Raw genomic sequence first — 15,683 nt, 5'->3', positions numbered from 1 at the left:
GTTGATCACATGAGAGCGTTACCAGAAACTATGCGTTATCCCGTCAATCTCATTCCCGCAGAAGAAGGGGGTTATGTTGTGTCGTTCCCGGACATTCCAGAGGCGTTAACACAAGGTGACACCCGCCATGAGTCTCTCGAAGCCGCGCAGGGCGCATTAGTCACCGCCTTTGAATTTTATTTTGAAGATAACCAGCCAATTCCTTTACCTTCAATGGTTGATGAAGCTGATGATTATGTGGAGATTCCTCTTAGCATTGCGTCTAAAGTCCTTTTGTTGAATGCGTTCCTTGAATCAAAAATCACGCAGCAGGAGCTGGCGAGGCGCATTGGCAGACCCAAGCAGGAAATTACCCGACTATTCGACTTAAAACACGCAACGAAAATCGATGCTGTGCAGATTGCGGCCAGAGCATTGGGTAAAGAGTTATCGCTGACTATGCTTTAGCTTTTCCGGTTGTTCCAGCAGGCATTACATATTGTGTGAAATAAAAAAACGATGAAGAAATATCAGCGACTGGCGGAACAAATTTGCGATCAAATCGCCTCCGGCGTGTGGCAGCCTGGCGATCGATTACCCTCCTTGCGTGAGCAGGTGGTCAGCAGCGGCATGAGTTTTATGACCGTAGGACATGCGTATCAGTTGCTGGAAAGCCAGGGGCGCATTATTGCGCGTCCGCAGTCGGGTTATTACGTGGCGGCGCGCCCGGTGCGCCAGCCTGCGATGCCGCCTGTGCAGGTAATGCGCGATGAAGCCGTTGATATTAATACCTATATTTTCGAAATGTTGCAGGCTAGCCGGGATGCGTCGGTGATGCCGTTCGCCTCTGCCTTTCCAGACCCGCGTCTGTTTCCGTTGCAGCAGCTTAACCGTTCCCTGGCGCAGGTCAGTAAAACCGCCACGGCCATGAGCGTGATTGAGAACCTGCCGCCGGGGAACAGCGAGCTGCGCCATGCCATCGCCCGACGCTATGCGCAGCAGGGAATTACCGTCTCTCCTGATGAAATCGTCATTACCGCCGGGGCGCTGGAAGCCCTGAACCTCAGCCTTCAGGCGGTTACCGAACCGGGCGACTGGGTTATTGTGGAGAATCCCTGCTTTTATGGCGCGTTACAGGCGCTGGAGCGACTCCGCCTGAAAGCGCTTTCTGTCGCCACGGATGTAAAAGAGGGGATCGATTTAGCGGCGCTGGAACAGGCATTACAAGAGTATCCGGTGAAGGCGTGCTGGCTGATGACCAATAGCCAAAACCCGCTCGGCTTCACCCTTAGCCCGGAGAAAAAAGCGCGGCTGGTCGCGTTACTGGATCAATACAACGTCGTGCTGATTGAAGATGACGTATACAGCGAGCTCTATTTTGGCCGCGACAAACCGCTGCCTGCCAAAGCCTGGGATCGCCGCGACAAAATATTGCATTGCTCGTCATTCTCGAAATGTCTGGTTCCCGGTTTTCGTATCGGTTGGGTTGCAGCGGGAAAGTACGCCAGACAAATTCAGCGGCTACAGCTGATGAGTACGCTATCCACCAGTTCACCGATGCAGCTTGCTCTGGTCGATTACCTTTCGACACGCCGCTATGACGCGCATTTGCGTCGTCTGCGCCGCCAGTTGGCGGAGCGAAAACAGCAGGCCTGGCAAACGCTGCTGCGCCATCTGCCCGCTGAGGTGAAGATTCACCACAATGACAGCGGCTATTTTCTCTGGCTGGAACTGCCCGAATCTCTTGATGCCGGGGAACTCAGTGCGCAGGCTCTGGCGCATCAGATCAGTATCGCCCCCGGTAAAATGTTTTCGACCTCTGATACCTGGTCACATTTTTTCCGGTTTAATACCGCATGGGGGTGGGGAGAAAGAGAGGAGCAGGCGGTATCTCAACTGGGGAAACTTATTCGCGATATGCTGAAATAAAATACGCGTTGCCATCTTTTGGTTTTAGCCAAAATAGAGAAAGCGTATCGATTATCAGGGCAGAACGTTATTTATCGCTGACTCGCCATAGGAAATATCAATACCCCCCCGTCTTTTCCATCCTCAGCCTAACTCCTTGTCTATACTCCGAAAGATGGAACATGCGCGCCGCGTGGAGCGGCGTAATGCGCGTCAGCTCACAACCTGATTAAAATTCCTTATCCCAACAGGTGCGCGGCAGACGCGCCGACTATTTTTAGGAAAGGACATATATTTACGGCAAGGCTGCCGCTCAATATTTTGCGACAGGAGTAAGATGTATGCCACATCAGTTACTGATTAACGGCGAGCTGGTCAGCGGTGAAGGTGAAAAACAGCCCGTCTACAACCCGGCGACGGGCGAGGTGATTTTGGAGATTGCAGAGGCGTCGCCTGCACAGGTAGATGCCGCCGTTCGCGCCGCAGACCGGGCGTTCGCGGAATGGGGGCAAACCACGCCAAAAGCCAGAGCGGAGCTGCTGTTAACACTGGCGGACGTGATTGAGGAAAATGCGCAGACATTCGCCGAACTGGAGTCGCAAAACTGCGGGAAGCCGCTGCATTGCGCGCTCAATGATGAGATCCCGGCGATTGTCGATGTATTTCGCTTCTTTGCCGGCGCCGCACGCTGTCTGAACGGCCTGGCGGCGGGGGAGTATCTGGAAGGGCATACCTCGATGATCCGCCGCGATCCGGTTGGGGTCGTCGCCTCGATCGCGCCGTGGAACTATCCGCTGATGATGGCGGCCTGGAAACTGGCGCCAGCGCTGGCGGCGGGTAACTGTGTGGTGATAAAACCGTCTGAAATCACGCCGCTGACGGCATTGAAGCTGGCGGAGTTTGCGAAGGATATTTTCCCGCCAGGCGTGCTTAACGTGCTGTTCGGGCGGGGCAAGACGGTTGGCGATCCGCTCACCGGGCATGAAAAAGTACGGATGGTCTCCCTGACCGGCTCGATTGCGACGGGCGAGCACATTATTCAACATACCGCGCCCTCCATTAAGCGCACGCACATGGAATTAGGCGGTAAGGCTCCGGTGATTGTCTTTGATGATGCCGATCTGGATGCCGTTGTCGAAGGTGTGCGAACGTTCGGTTTCTACAATGCCGGGCAGGATTGTACGGCGGCCTGTCGTATCTATGCGCAAAAAGGGATCTATGACGCGCTGGTTGAAAAACTCGGCGCGGCGGTCGCCAGCCTGAAAACCGGTTCGCCAAACGACGAATCGACTGAGCTTGGGCCGCTCAGCTCGCAGGCGCACCTTGAGCGAGTGACAAAAGCGGTGGAAGAGGCGAAAGCGCTCGGACATATCAACGTGGTGACCGGCGGCCAGAAACTGGACGGCGCAGGATACTATTTTGCGCCAACGCTGCTGGCCGGCGCAAAACAGGAGGACGCCATCGTGCAGCGAGAAGTGTTCGGCCCGGTTGTCAGCATGACGGTGTTTGATGATGAAGAGCAGGTGCTGGCGTGGGCAAATGATACTCAGTACGGGCTGGCATCATCCGTCTGGACGAAAGATGTGGGTCGGGCGCATCGCCTGAGCGCGCGATTGCAGTATGGCTGCACCTGGGTTAATACGCATTTCATGTTGGTGAGCGAGATGCCGCACGGTGGGCAAAAACGCTCGGGCTACGGCAAGGATATGTCACTTTATGGGCTGGAAGACTATACGGTTATCCGCCACATAATGGTTAAACATTAAGGATAATTTACCGTTCCGGCGCGGCATGGGAAGATCGTAAATCGATGGCAGAGAGGAGGAACGCTCTCTGCCAGTATGCGCAGCAAGCACTCAGTACATCAGGCAAACCAGCCGAATCTCAATGAGATAAGGCCAAAAAGTCCAATAGCAGCAAAGACATTTATCAGCACCACGGTTTTACTGGAAACATTCATTTTTGCCACCTTTCGTTATGACCCCTTTGTGTATAGTACGGGTTCAGGCAATCCGCAATAAGACAAAATATGAACATGGTGAATGGTGTAGCTATTTCAGTGTTTTGCTGAATAGTACGGATAAAACTTGATGTACGTCAAAAAAAAGAGCATATTGCGCGCGTTTTTCCCCTCTGGTTCGGATGCCCGAAATGTCGCTCTACCAAAAAATGTTGGTTTTTTACGCAGTGATGGCGGCGATTGCCTGCCTGATTACCTGGTTTCTTTCCCACGATAAAAAACGTATCCGCTTTCTGAGCGCCATTCTCGTGGGCGCAACCTGGCCGATGAGTCTGCCCGTCGCATTGTTATTTTCGTTGTTTTGATGAGATGAAGATTGCCGGATGGCGGCGCGAGCGCCTTATCCGGCTTACGATGTTGCATAGCGCCATCAGGCATTGAGCAGCGCCATCAGCCGTTTTTTGTCGGCGTCGGACACATCCTGCGGATGCTGATACCCCTTATTTTCATTTGCCCGGGTATAGAGCGCGACCAGCCAGTCATACACATAGCGACTGGCGGCATGTACCGGCTGTTCATCCAGTTGGGTGAGCCGGGCCATCGGTTGCAGGCGAGGCGCGCTGAAGATCGCCGATCCTTTCTGGAACCGGCTGGCGGGTCGGGCGTCCTCCGCCACATTTTCGTAGCCAAGCCAGGCGATAAAGTTACCGATCCCGGCATGCAGCTGCGCGCCGCAAACCTCTTCACGCTGCATAATCTGCTGTAACTGCTGAGGCACATTAAGCCGATAGCTGGCGGTAATCAGAATATCCACGACCAGCCTGAGCGTATGCGACTCCAGACCTAAACGACGGGCGTTGTTCTCATTTCGGCTCCACTGGCGCACATGGTTAATCCACATTTTATGGGCCAGATACCCTGTCTCTTTGTTTTCTGCCGGGCGGGGAGCGTCTGGCTCATCCGCAAACAGATCGATCGCTTCATTAAACAGGCCGCTGACCTGCTCCTCGCGCGGCTGCTGGATACGCAAAAGCGACTCAAAGTGGTGTATCGGCGGCAGAAGCCCGTCGAGCAATTCGCCATGCCGGGCGGCCTGCCCCTGAAGCTGGCGAATAACGGATTCCGTCGCCTTACTGCCGCTGTCTTCCGGGGTGATATGGCTTAACAGCAGGTCATGAAGCCGTTGTTGATGCTGCTCACACAGGGAGGCCAGCCGCGCCTGGCGCTGTAACGGCGACGTCGCCTGTGACAGCCATTCCACCAGACGCTGCAAGCTGTGTTTATCCAGCGCCTGAAGGGTGCCCCAGTGAAGGCCGGGTTTCCCCATTAACTGCTGCACGGCTTCATCAAGATTCTGCTGCGTTGTGAAACGCGCATCCTGCGGCGTAATGGCCCAGACCACGCCCGGTAACGCGGCGTCGCGTAGCGGTTGTGTATCGTTTACCCAGCCCAGCAGCGTACGGGCGGCAGCGGGCGTCTGCGACCGGGCGGAGGTGGCATTGCAAATGACCAGCACATCGGGCTGCAAATGTTGGCGATAATGTTCCAGCATCCAGCCGAGTTTTGCCCGCCAGAGTGGATGCGGGTGCGCATCCGGCGCCAGTGGAATATCCAGCAGATCGACATTATCCAGCGCCGTGTTTTCAACGCTAAGCACCAGTTCACGCGTCAGCAAAGCCAGTGAATCCAGAGAGAGGCTCACCGCATTGAGTAACTGATGGTGCTCGACAGGATGTACAACGACGTCGCTCTGCGCGTCGTTGCCGGATAACGCGCCCTGGGTCAGAAAACTTTCTGCCGGAAGGCCGAAATGATCGACCAGCAGACTCAACGGCGCCGCTAACTCCTGCGCATGGCCGGTCTGTTGCAGCGTACGCGCCAGCGTTAGCCACTGTTGCGTTAATTCAGGCTGTTCGCCCCAGAGTAATGCCCAGGCGCTGGCGCGGGTCGTCAGATCCACCGAGGGCAGCAGGGAGGCGAACTGATGCCAGAGCGCATCGTCGATTTGCTGTTGCCCGACAGGAACGCAGGCGCGCCAGAAACGGGCAATGGCGGCGACGTCCTCTGCGGTCACGCCCTGAACCGGCTGACGCTGACGCAGCGCCTGCCACTTTTCTAACCGAGTCTCAATAATGGATTTTTCGACCTGCCGGTTATCGGGCGAGGCGCTGGCCCAGGCGATAAACAGTTGTACCAGTTCAGCTTCACTGATGAGCCGCAGACGTAGCGGCCATTCGCTATCAACCGCCGCGCTTTCATCCTGCGTAAAACGGATCGCCATATTGGCTGGCGCATGGCCTGGGTTGATATGGGTAAAATAGTCAAAGCAGCGATCCGGTGTGGCGATGTTCAGTTTTCCCTCACCGTTACCGCACAGCGCGCCAAGCAGATGCGCTTTTGAGGATTGTGAATGGCCATACAAACCGATGCTGCCTCTTGCCTGTTGCGCGGCGTTCAGCGCCGATTCACCGGCAGCGGCGAGTGTGAGCTGCGCCAGCAGGGCGTCCGCTTCATCATCCAGGCGTACTGCGTGCTGACGTGTATAGTTAACCCACGTAATGGCGGCCTGTGTGGTGTTCAACGTCTTGCTCATTTCAGGTACACGCTCCCGCTGTCGATCCAGTAGTGGCTGCCGCTATGACGACGGTCGGCCAGGGTATTCAGTTTTAAGGTCAGGGCATTCGCGGCGACGGGCGTTCCATCCTGTAGCCAGGCGTCACCCAGCACAAACGATTCCGGCCCCGTCTCTTTGTTCCCGCCGCGCAGTTGCAGTCGGACATTGAGAACGCCATCACCGGCGATGGTTTTCGCCAGCTCTGCTGAGTTAATGCTCAGGGTATAGAGTGGGGTCGCAGGCCAGCGGCTGTTCGCCAGTTGGCGGAAACCGAGCGTCACGTTGCCGCGAAGCGGGAAGTGCAGACGGGTATCCAGCTTCGCGCCGGGTTTATCGAGATCGATCTCCTGATACCAGACGTTTTCATCGCGCAAGGTATTGACCGTGTTATCCAGAACGCCGAGATAGCGTACGGTGGAATAGGCGCCGATATCGGCGGCTTTAAAGTTAAAGCGCGGTAGCCGTAAATCCAGCGCCAGGCTGCACAGCATCGCCCCCACGGCGGCGGTTGATTTCGGGTTGCCAATCCGCCCCTGTTGGCTGAAGGGATACCATTCATGGACGCGATACTTGTCCATCCAGACGATGCGGTTAACGGGAACCGGCTGTAAATGGCGGATCAGCGCCTGCACGCCGGGCAGACAGGTTGGTCTGCCCGTCACCAGCAGAATGTCGCAGCGGTAATGAGAAATCGCTTCGCAAACGGCATGCAGCGGCGAGGTCAGGGTAAACTGACCGGCCAGTAGTGCCTCCTGTAAGTGACTGAACTGCACCTGCAACGGCACGCTCAGCAGATCGAACGCCGGTGAGCCTGAAGGCAGCGCATGGTCGATCGCCTGCTGGATGTAATTCATCACGTTGCGCGTAGGGCGTTGAGTCAGCAGTTCGCCGAAGGTCGCGTGTAGACCCGCGAGCGGATCGTTAACGTCGCTCTGTTCCCAGGCGGCCAGTACGGCGTGCCCCAGCGGCATAAACAGCTGTAGCGCCGTTTGTTGACGCAAAATCGCCTGCGTATCAATGCGGCCTGAATCTCCAAACAGCGTTGCCAGCAGGGCGGCGGCATCCGTCACGCCGGCCTGCTGTAAGCGGGTTTGCAGCGCAGGCAATATGCATTTCTGGATGACGTCCAGCAGCATGTCATCGCCCGCGACTTTAAACCCTTCACGGAACAGTAAGTGCGGGGTGATCTTGACGTTCGCGCCGACGCCGTCATCAAGCTGGTAGTGAACGACTGCCATATCCGTCGTGCCGCCGCCAATGTCGATAGACGCCACGCGTAGCGCCCGACCTTTGGTTTCGCCCGGTTCCGGCAAACGGTCCGGGCGAGCCAGGGCGTTGAAGAACGTCTCCGTGCGCCCGGCGTAATGGGAAATCGCTTCGTTATACAGCCATACCAGCTGTCCGCAGCTGGCTTCATCCCATTCCATCTGAATGTCCGGCACCGGAACAACGCTCTTTTCCTGCTGCTTACGGGAGGAAAAATCCTCATCCTGCGGATGCCAGCCCATCGCTTTCCATACCAGTGCGATGGCTTCGAACATACGCTGGCGGAAAATTTCGCGTTCCTGTTTCGGCATTGCCGATGGCAGGGTCAGAATCAGCGTGCGCAACTGACGCGGCGACGCCGGAAAACCGAGGCGTAACCGCGTCGCCACGCTGTTCATTTGCCCCAGCGCCTGCGACAGAATTTCGCACAGCATGTGCGTCATCAGCGTGCTGCGGCTGTACTGCGGCGAAAAGACCGGCAACCGGTCATCAGGCGGCAGGCTGAATAACGGTTGTCCGTCGTCATTCATCAGATTCATCAGCGGGAAGGCGGTGGCGAGCGGTTCTCGCTGCGTTTTGCTGTTCATCTGGCTGAAGCGCCAGTCCTGTAAAACCGGGGTTTCGTCCCACAAATAACGACGCGGGCTGGAGATCCCGCTGCTGCCTTCCGTTCCCAGACGCTGCATAGCCAGTTTGCGGGCTTCGTCGCCCACGCGCACAATCGATGGCCAGATAAAGGCGTCGTCGCGGCCGCTTTCAACCGAGAAATGCTGTTTGCCGAAACGCGCTTCGGAGAACTCCAGTCGGCTGGTGAACAGCGGATCGTTAAGACATTGCGGCTCACTTAAGGAGCGTACCTGTAATTCCGCCGTCTGGCGCAAACCGTCATTGGCGTCGCCGTGATCTTCAATCAATACGCCGCAGGTATGGGTATTGCCGACGTCCAGAATCAGATCCACCGGAATCGCAGGCGTGCTGAGCGTGTGGGTGACCAGCTTCACTTCCGGCACGGAAAGCTGTTCCCCCAGTAACGTCATCAGATTCAACCAGTGCGCCTGGTACTCAAAGTTACGCAGCGCCTGCTGAATCTCCTGCTCAGAGCGGTTTTCCTCCTGGGCGACGTGGTGAAGGAAGGATTCGCGCAGCCAGCCGTCAATCCACGTCTGGTCAAGAAAATCGGCAATTTCATCATCGCGCCAGGCCAGCGCGAACCGCGTGCCATTGAGCAGGTCGTTTTCGTTAGGCGCCAGCGCCGCCGGCGCGTTCTCGCTTAACTGGCTGTCCAGCGCCACGGTAATGCGGTGCGTATGACCCGCGCTGTCGGGTTCAGGCAGCTTACGCACCTGTACGCGCGCCCAGTTGTCGGGGCCTTCCACAAACGTACGGGGAGGGTTAAAGCGCAGGAAAGGGAGCGGCAACCAGACGCCATCCAGCACATCCAGCGAATAGTGCAACATCTGGGTGCTTTCCGGTTTGACCACTTCAGGTTGACCCCCCGTGCGCCCCGGTACCGTATAGCGCCCGTTGGTCAGATCAAAGTCGAGCCGGAGCAGGGGGCCGTTCGCCGTTTTACGCACGAAACGACCAAGATGGGCAGACTCCTGCGGCGTCAGGCCGAAGTCGAGGAATTGTACGCCGCTGTTTGCGATGAGCGTTACGCTCTGTTTGTAATCACACAGATTCACCAACATAAAATCAGGCACCTATCTTTTTGATCGTCAACGGGACTTCCGCATGGGCGTCATAACGCGCTGAGCAAGCCGCAACGTCATTCGTGCTGGCTTTACAGGTGATTTCCGGCATCGGGTAGCGCGAACCATCGGTGCAACGTGCGTGACCACGACTCTTGATCATCAGCTCTCCGGTCTGATGCAGGCCGGAGAAAATGTCCGCCCGGCAGACGATGTTGTCGCCGTGTACCACCCGGGCGGTGCCTTTGTTGTTCTGGATCTGGTAACGCAGCGAAGGCGCTTTTCCGCTGACCGGATCTTTAACGTCAATCAGTACGCGCCAGTTTCCATTCAAAAAGCGCGTGACTCCCGCTTTCATCTGACCGGCATCCATCACCAGCGCATCTTTGGGGATGGCGGCGATCACCACCGGTTCATCTGCGGGCTTCGCTTTTTTCACTGGCGGAATCACTTCCGCCTGATGCAGCGGCAGTTGGGCAATCATCTTCGGCAACGGTTTACTGTCTACTTTCGCGGCGACAACCGGCGTACTGACCGCCGTGGCTTCGGCGACGGGGGCAGACGGTTTCCACAACAGCGGCGCCGCAACGGCGGCGACAATCACGGCGGCAACCGGCAGGCTCCATAGCGGCAGACGCGAAGAGGGCTTCACGGGAGCGGTTGGAGATGGTGAAGGCGCTTGCGGTTCGCTGACAACAACAGGGGCGACCGGTTCAGGTTCGGGTTCCTGGGGGCGTTCAATCATCACCGGCGTCAGTAACGGCTCATCGGAACGGGCAAACGTCACCTCTGGCAACGGCTCATCTTCCACCTCCTGCTCGGGTTCAGCGGCAGGCGGCAGGACGGGCGGAACATCAATGGCGCGCAGGCAGTCAAGTACGTCATCACGGGTGTTTTCATTAAGATTCACAAACCCCCAGAAGGTGATGACCGGTTTGCCATCAACCAGAAAAACGTGGTTTTCCCCAGGGAACTGAACCGCTTTTTCCAGCAGGGAACCGAACAGCTGCAACGAAGTTTTCCCGGATTGCAGACTTTGGCGGCTCAGCGCCGCCGCGTTTTCCAGCGTGCTGCTCAGGTAGCGCAGCGCCCGAAATCGCGCTTCTTCCTCTGCGGCCTTCCATGCGATGGCTTTTCCCTCGACCGGGGAATACCAGTCGACGCGATCGCCGCTGTCATTAATTTGCGGGATCGCCAGACAATCCACCATTGCCTGCTGTTTACGCAGACGAAGCGTTTCACGAATTTGCAATGCGGAATCAAATACGGCCTGACCGCCGCCGCCCACGGCCTGATAGTCGTCCAGATTGCCGCTACGTAAGAGAGTTTTTGCCACGTTGTTGTCCCTTAGACTTCTTCACGCATCTACTTTACGGATTACAAAGACAAGCAAACGGCGGAAGAGAGGCAAAAAGGGGCTAATTTTCATGGCATAGCGCCGGGGGAAAAATCTTGACGTTTTCAAAAAGACTTAAGGGAAATTATTTCACGCCGCAGGACGCATTCATTAGCGAAAAATACCAGAACGGAATAACCTGAGAGTGATTCGTTATTTGTCAGCTTTTGTAAGCTATGCTCATATGACTCTCTTTATAATCAAATGAAAAGGCTTATAACGATGTCTACAGGGAAAACGTTGCTCGCGCTGGCGCTCAGCGCACTTTTACCGGCAGGGGCGGCATTTGCGGCCAATACCGATACCATCATCTACTGTTCTGAAGCCTCACCCGAATCGTTTAACCCGCAAATCGCCAGTTCCGGCCCGTCATTCGTGGCCAGTTCGCAGGTGTTGTACAACCGACTGATCAATTTCGATCCGGTAAAAAATACGCCGGTGCCGTCGCTGGCGACCGACTGGACGATTTCCCCGGACGGGAAAACATACACGTTTACGCTGCGTCAGGGCGTGAAGTTCAACAGCAATAAATTCTTTAAACCGACGCGCGATTTTAATGCCGATGACGTTATTTTCTCGGTGCTGCGCCAGAAGGATGCAGATCATCCGTACCATAATGTGTCGCAGGGCAGCTACGAATACTTCAATGATGTCGGCCTCGATAAGTTGATTAAAGAGGTGAAAAAGGTCGACGATTATCACGTCCAGTTTGTGCTGAACGAACCCAATGCGGCATTCCTCGCTGACTGGGGCATGGATTTCGCCTCCATTCTCTCCGCAGAGTATGCCGATGCGATGCTGAAAAAAGGCACACCGGAAAACGTCGATAACTGGCCTGTCGGCACTGGCCCTTACGTACTGCAACACTACAAGCAGGATTCACAGATTCGCTACCTGGCGAACCCGAACTACTGGGATGGCGAAGTGCCGACCAGACATCTTATTTTCTCGATTACGCCTAACGCCCAGACGCGCCTGGCAAAACTGCAAACCAACGAGTGCCAGATTATTCCGGCGCCATCACCCGTACAGTTTGACGAGATTAAAAAGAATAACGCGTTAACGCTGCATTCGGTCGATGCGCTGAACGTCGGCTATCTGGCCTTTAATACCGAGAAAAAACCGTTTGATAACGTACTGGTGCGCCAGGCGTTAAATTACGCTACTGATAAAAAAGCCATTATCAACGCGGTGTTCCTCGGTTCCGGTACGGTGGCGAAATCGCCCATCCCGCCAAATATGATGGGCTTTAATAACAACCTGAAGGATTACGACTACGATCCGCAAAAAGCCAAAGATTTGCTGAAGCAGGCGGGGCTGGAGAAGGGGTTCGAGGCAACGCTCTGGTCGATGCCGGTGCAACGCCCTTATAACCCCAATTCCCGGCGCATTGCGGAGATGATCCAGAGCGACTGGGCAAAAGTCGGCGTGACGGCGAAAATCGTCTCTTACGAATGGGGAGAGTATCTGTCCGGGATGCGTAAAGGCGAGCACGATACCGCGCTGTTCGGCTGGATGTCTGACAATGGCGATCCAGATAACTTTGCCGATGTGCTGCTGGGCTGCAATAGCATAAAAACCGGCTCAAATGCCGCGCGCTGGTGCGATAAAGGGTATGATGATCTCGTCCAGAAAGCGAAACGGGTGAGCAAGCCGGAAGAACGTGCGCAGCTCTACCAGCAGGCGCAGGACATTTTCTATCAGCAAGCGCCGTGGATCGCGCTGGCAAACGGCAAAACGTTCTACGCCACACGCAGCAACGTAACCGGATACAGCGTAAGCCTGATGGGCAGTGATTTTTCAAAAGCTAAATTGAATTGATGGTTTAAGGAGAGTTTATGTCGCACCTGGAAGAGGTCACTGCGCGCGTAGATGCCGCTATCGAAGAGAGCGTCATTACCCATATGAACGAACTGCTGATCGCGCTGAGCGATGACGCCGAACTGAGCCGGGAAGATCGTTACACCCAGCAACAGCGGCTACGGACGGCGATTGCGCATCACGGTCGTCAGTACAAGGAAGATATGGAAGCGCGTCGCGAACAGCTTACCAAAGGCGGTAGCATTCTCTGACGTTGATAAGCACGGCCTGTGAGGGATGTACAGGCCGGATAAGGCATTTACGCCGCGCCGCCGCCATCCGGCGAAGCGGCAGTTAAAACTGGCGTCTGGCGACCAGCCACGCGCCGATCACCAACAACACCGCTCCGCAAACCGGGCCTGCCAGCGCACGTAACGGCACGCCATGACTTCTCAAAATGTCCAATACCAGGCCGCCAATAAGCTGGCTGGCAACCAGAACCGCGATAGTTGTCGCTGCGCCAACGTACTGATACCCGCTAATACTGGCGAAAACGAAAAACGATCCGAGCAAGCCGGGAATCAACGTCCACCAGCGCACGCTGGAAACCAGCTCGCTAAACCCCGCCGCGCCTTGTTTAAACCACAAAATGCTGACAAACAGGACAATCCCGACCAGCGAGTTCAGCAGCATGGCGATGAGAATCGTTGACGAGTTCTGTGTAATGCGCACCATAAGCGTGTTTTGCACAACCAGCCCAATACCGGCGGCAATCAGAAAGGCGAGGGTCAGCGTCTGGTTCATCCGCGCGCATCCGGGTCGCGACGATCGTCAAGCTGAAGCTGCATAAACGTCAGATCCAGCCAGCGGCCGAATTTGGTGCCAACCTGCGGCATTTGGGCGGTAATGCTGAACCCCAGCGTTTCGTGCAGATGCAGCGATGCCTGATTTTGCGACTCGATTCCGGCGACCATCACATGCTTGCCACATGCGCGCGCTTCCTCGATCAGACGGCTGAGAAGCGCCCGTCCGAGGCCTTTCCCCTGATGATCCGGGTGGACATATACGGAATGTTCAACCGTATGGCGGAAACCGTCAAAGTTACGCCAGTCACCAAAGGAGGCGTACCCGGTGACGACGCCATTCTCTTCACTGACCAGAACCGGATAGCCTGATAGCTGACGCGCATCAAACCATGCGATGCGGTTATCCACATCGACCGTTTGATCGTTCCAGATTGCCGCCGTGTGCAATACCGCGTGATTGTAGATTTCGGCGATGGCGGCGCAGTCTTCTTTGCCAGCAAATCGAATAGACATGTTGAACCTCAGTTGTTGTTCACTATAGTATTACGATATGAATACTATCGAAGACAGCATAAATCAACGGATCAGTGCAAGAATTCGCATTGAGCGTGAATCGCGGGGCTGGTCGCTGACGGAGCTTGCCGAGCGGGCAGGCGTATCGCGCGCCATGATCCACAAAATCGAACGCGGAGAGAGCAGCCCGACGGCCACGCTGCTGGGGCGGCTTTCCGGGGCGTTTGGCATCAGCATGTCAACGCTGATCGCGCGGGCAGAAATGCAGGAGGGCAAGCTGCTGCGTTTTGCCGATCAACCCGTCTGGCACGACCCGCAGACGCACTACCTGCGCCGCCACGTCTCACCGCGCAGCGACCTGCCCATCGATCTCGTACAAATCTCGCTTCCGGCGGGGAGTGACGTACCGATGCCTGCGGCATCCTACGCGCTGGCAAGACAGCTTATCTGGCTACAGCAGGGAGAGCTGGTCTTTGTCGAAGGCGGGGTTCGCCATGAGATGAAAGCGGGCGACTGCCTGGAGCTGGGGCCGCCAAACGACTGCTGTTTTATCAATGAGACGCAGGAAACATGCGTTTACCTGGTTGTGCGCTTAAACCACGCGGGTAATTAATGTTCGGCTACTATTGAGGGATTCATGCCACAAGCAGAGGAGAACATCATGGGCCAACAAGCATACCGTAATCGTCGTTGGGTTCTGGCTTCGCGTCCGCATGGCGCGCCGGTTGAGAGCAACTTCCGCATGGAAGAGGACGACGTGGCGACGCCCGGTGAAGGGCAAGTGCTGTTACGTACAATTTTCCTGTCCCTCGATCCCTACATGCGCGGAAGAATGAGCGACGAACCGTCCTACTCACCGCCAGTGGAAATCGACGGCGTGATGGTTGGCGGAACGGTCAGCCGGGTCGTGGAGTCCAGTCACCCTGATTACCGTCCGGGAGAATGGGTATTAAGTTACAGCGGCTGGCAGGATTATGATATTTCCGACGGGAAAGGGCTGGTGAAACTCGGTGACAACCCTGAGCATCCGTCATGGGCGCTGGGCGTGCTGGGGATGCCGGGCTTTACCGCCTATATGGGACTGCTGGATATCGGCCAGCCCAAAGCAGGGGAAACGCTGGTCGTTGCGGCCGCCACCGGGCCGGTCGGCGCAACCGTCGGGCAAATCGGCAAACTGAAAGGCTGTCATGTGGTGGGTGTCGCAGGCGGCGCAGAAAAATGCCGCTACGCGACCGAGATTCTCGGTTTTGACATATGCCTCGATCACCACGCGGCGGATTTTGCGGAACAACTGGCGAAAGCCTGCCCGCAGGGAATTGATGTGTATTATGAAAATGTCGGCGGCAAGGTGTTTGATGCGGTTCTGCCGCTGTTGAATACTTCGGCACGTATCCCGTTGTGTGGTCTGGTGAGCGGATATAACGCCACAAAACTCCCCGACGGACCTGACCGGCTGCCACTATTAATGGCGACGCTGTTAAAAAAACGCATCCGCCTGCAAGGGTTTATTATTGGTCAGGACTACGGGCACCGGATTCATGAGTTTCAGCAGGAGATGGGGCGCTGGGTCAAAGAAGGGAAGATCCACTACCGCGAACAGATCACCGATGGACTGGAAAAAGCGCCGGGGGCGTTTATCGGTCTGCTGACCGGGAAGAACTTCGGCAAGGTCGTGATTCGCCTGGCGGATGATGCCTGAGAATTGACGCTGCATGACATTAAAAAATAGCGGGGTGATTCCCCGCTATTT

The 15,683-nt window shown here is 56.1% G+C and carries 14 protein-coding genes; 8 read left to right on the top strand and 6 right to left on the bottom strand.

Annotated elements, in window-relative coordinates; all coding sequences use genetic code 11:
• The first annotated feature begins 30 nt into the window (after positions 1-30).
• The 3 genes from OGV79_RS15285 (at position 31) to patD (ending at position 3,653) form a co-directional block, all read left to right on the top strand.
• Entirely contained in the window at positions 31-447 is a 417-nt protein-coding gene (locus OGV79_RS15285; RefSeq protein ID WP_125337124.1) for a type II toxin-antitoxin system HicB family antitoxin, read from the top strand.
• Between the two features lie 51 nt (positions 448-498).
• Positions 499-1,908 carry an aminotransferase-like domain-containing protein gene (locus tag OGV79_RS15280; protein WP_047463638.1) on the top strand — a complete coding sequence of 470 codons (1,410 nt, stop codon included), beginning with the start codon at positions 499-501 and terminating at the stop codon, positions 1,906-1,908.
• Between the two features lie 320 nt (positions 1,909-2,228).
• Positions 2,229-3,653 (top strand): aminobutyraldehyde dehydrogenase, encoded by a 1,425-nt coding sequence (gene patD, locus OGV79_RS15275; RefSeq protein ID WP_012132353.1) that lies wholly within the window; start codon positions 2,229-2,231, stop codon positions 3,651-3,653.
• Positions 3,654-3,751: 98 nt separating this feature from the next.
• Here patD and yncL read toward each other — a convergent pair whose 3' ends face one another.
• A complete protein-coding gene (gene yncL, locus OGV79_RS15270) occupies positions 3,752-3,847 on the bottom strand; it encodes a stress response membrane protein YncL (RefSeq protein ID WP_071818853.1) in 96 nt (31 codons plus the stop codon).
• A gap of 191 nt (positions 3,848-4,038) precedes the next feature.
• Here yncL and OGV79_RS15265 point away from each other — a divergent pair, with 191 nt between their 5' ends.
• Positions 4,039-4,212 (top strand): GhoT/OrtT family toxin, encoded by a 174-nt coding sequence (locus OGV79_RS15265; RefSeq protein ID WP_049008504.1) that lies wholly within the window; start codon positions 4,039-4,041, stop codon positions 4,210-4,212.
• A 65-nt stretch (positions 4,213-4,277) separates the two neighbouring features.
• On the opposite strand, the gene OGV79_RS15260 is transcribed toward OGV79_RS15265, so the two are convergent.
• From OGV79_RS15260 to OGV79_RS15250, 3 genes are read right to left on the bottom strand one after another with little or no spacing between them, the layout of a single operon-like run.
• Entirely contained in the window at positions 4,278-6,440 is a 2,163-nt protein-coding gene (locus OGV79_RS15260; RefSeq protein WP_286468668.1) for a virulence factor SrfC family protein, read from the bottom strand.
• A complete protein-coding gene (locus OGV79_RS15255) occupies positions 6,437-9,418 on the bottom strand; it encodes a virulence factor SrfB (RefSeq protein WP_286468667.1) in 2,982 nt (993 codons plus the stop codon). The genes OGV79_RS15260 and OGV79_RS15255 overlap by 4 nt, the downstream gene beginning before the upstream one ends.
• A gap of 4 nt (positions 9,419-9,422) precedes the next feature.
• Positions 9,423-10,754, bottom strand: a complete 1,332-nt coding sequence (locus OGV79_RS15250) for an SrfA family protein (protein WP_230032104.1) — start codon at positions 10,752-10,754, stop codon at positions 9,423-9,425.
• Positions 10,755-11,036: 282 nt separating this feature from the next.
• Between OGV79_RS15250 and OGV79_RS15245 the strand changes: the two genes are divergently transcribed.
• On the top strand, positions 11,037-12,635 hold the full coding sequence (locus tag OGV79_RS15245; RefSeq protein WP_024130321.1) for an ABC transporter substrate-binding protein: 1,599 nt from the start codon (positions 11,037-11,039) through the stop codon (positions 12,633-12,635).
• Positions 12,636-12,652: 17 nt separating this feature from the next.
• Positions 12,653-12,886, top strand: a complete 234-nt coding sequence (locus tag OGV79_RS15240; protein ID WP_012132361.1) for a YdcY family protein — start codon at positions 12,653-12,655, stop codon at positions 12,884-12,886.
• A gap of 82 nt (positions 12,887-12,968) precedes the next feature.
• Here the strand turns inward: OGV79_RS15240 and OGV79_RS15235 are convergent, their stop codons facing one another.
• Together OGV79_RS15235 and OGV79_RS15230 are read right to left on the bottom strand one after the other, a co-directional pair.
• Positions 12,969-13,418 carry a DMT family transporter gene (locus OGV79_RS15235; protein ID WP_104868649.1) on the bottom strand — a complete coding sequence of 150 codons (450 nt, stop codon included), beginning with the start codon at positions 13,416-13,418 and terminating at the stop codon, positions 12,969-12,971.
• Positions 13,415-13,933: a GNAT family N-acetyltransferase gene (locus OGV79_RS15230; protein WP_071258341.1), complete on the bottom strand. Its 519-nt coding sequence runs from the start codon at positions 13,931-13,933 to the stop codon at positions 13,415-13,417. The genes OGV79_RS15235 and OGV79_RS15230 overlap by 4 nt, the downstream gene beginning before the upstream one ends.
• A 37-nt stretch (positions 13,934-13,970) precedes the next feature.
• Here OGV79_RS15230 and OGV79_RS15225 point away from each other — a divergent pair, with 37 nt between their 5' ends.
• Together OGV79_RS15225 and curA are read left to right on the top strand one after the other, a co-directional pair.
• The gene (locus OGV79_RS15225; RefSeq protein WP_112002077.1) at positions 13,971-14,546 is read left to right on the top strand and encodes a helix-turn-helix domain-containing protein; all 576 of its coding nucleotides are present in this window, start codon (positions 13,971-13,973) and stop codon (positions 14,544-14,546) included.
• Positions 14,547-14,594: 48 nt separating this feature from the next.
• Entirely contained in the window at positions 14,595-15,632 is a 1,038-nt protein-coding gene (curA, locus tag OGV79_RS15220) for an NADPH-dependent curcumin/dihydrocurcumin reductase (RefSeq protein WP_049008493.1), read from the top strand.
• Positions 15,633-15,683: the final 51 nt, after the last annotated feature.

The sequence above is a fragment of the Citrobacter sp. CK185 genome (assembly GCF_030333565.1).
Lineage (GTDB): Bacteria > Pseudomonadota > Gammaproteobacteria > Enterobacterales > Enterobacteriaceae > Citrobacter_B > Citrobacter_B koseri.
Note: the sequence above shows the minus strand (reverse complement) of the source record. Positions and strands in the feature narration are given on the sequence as shown.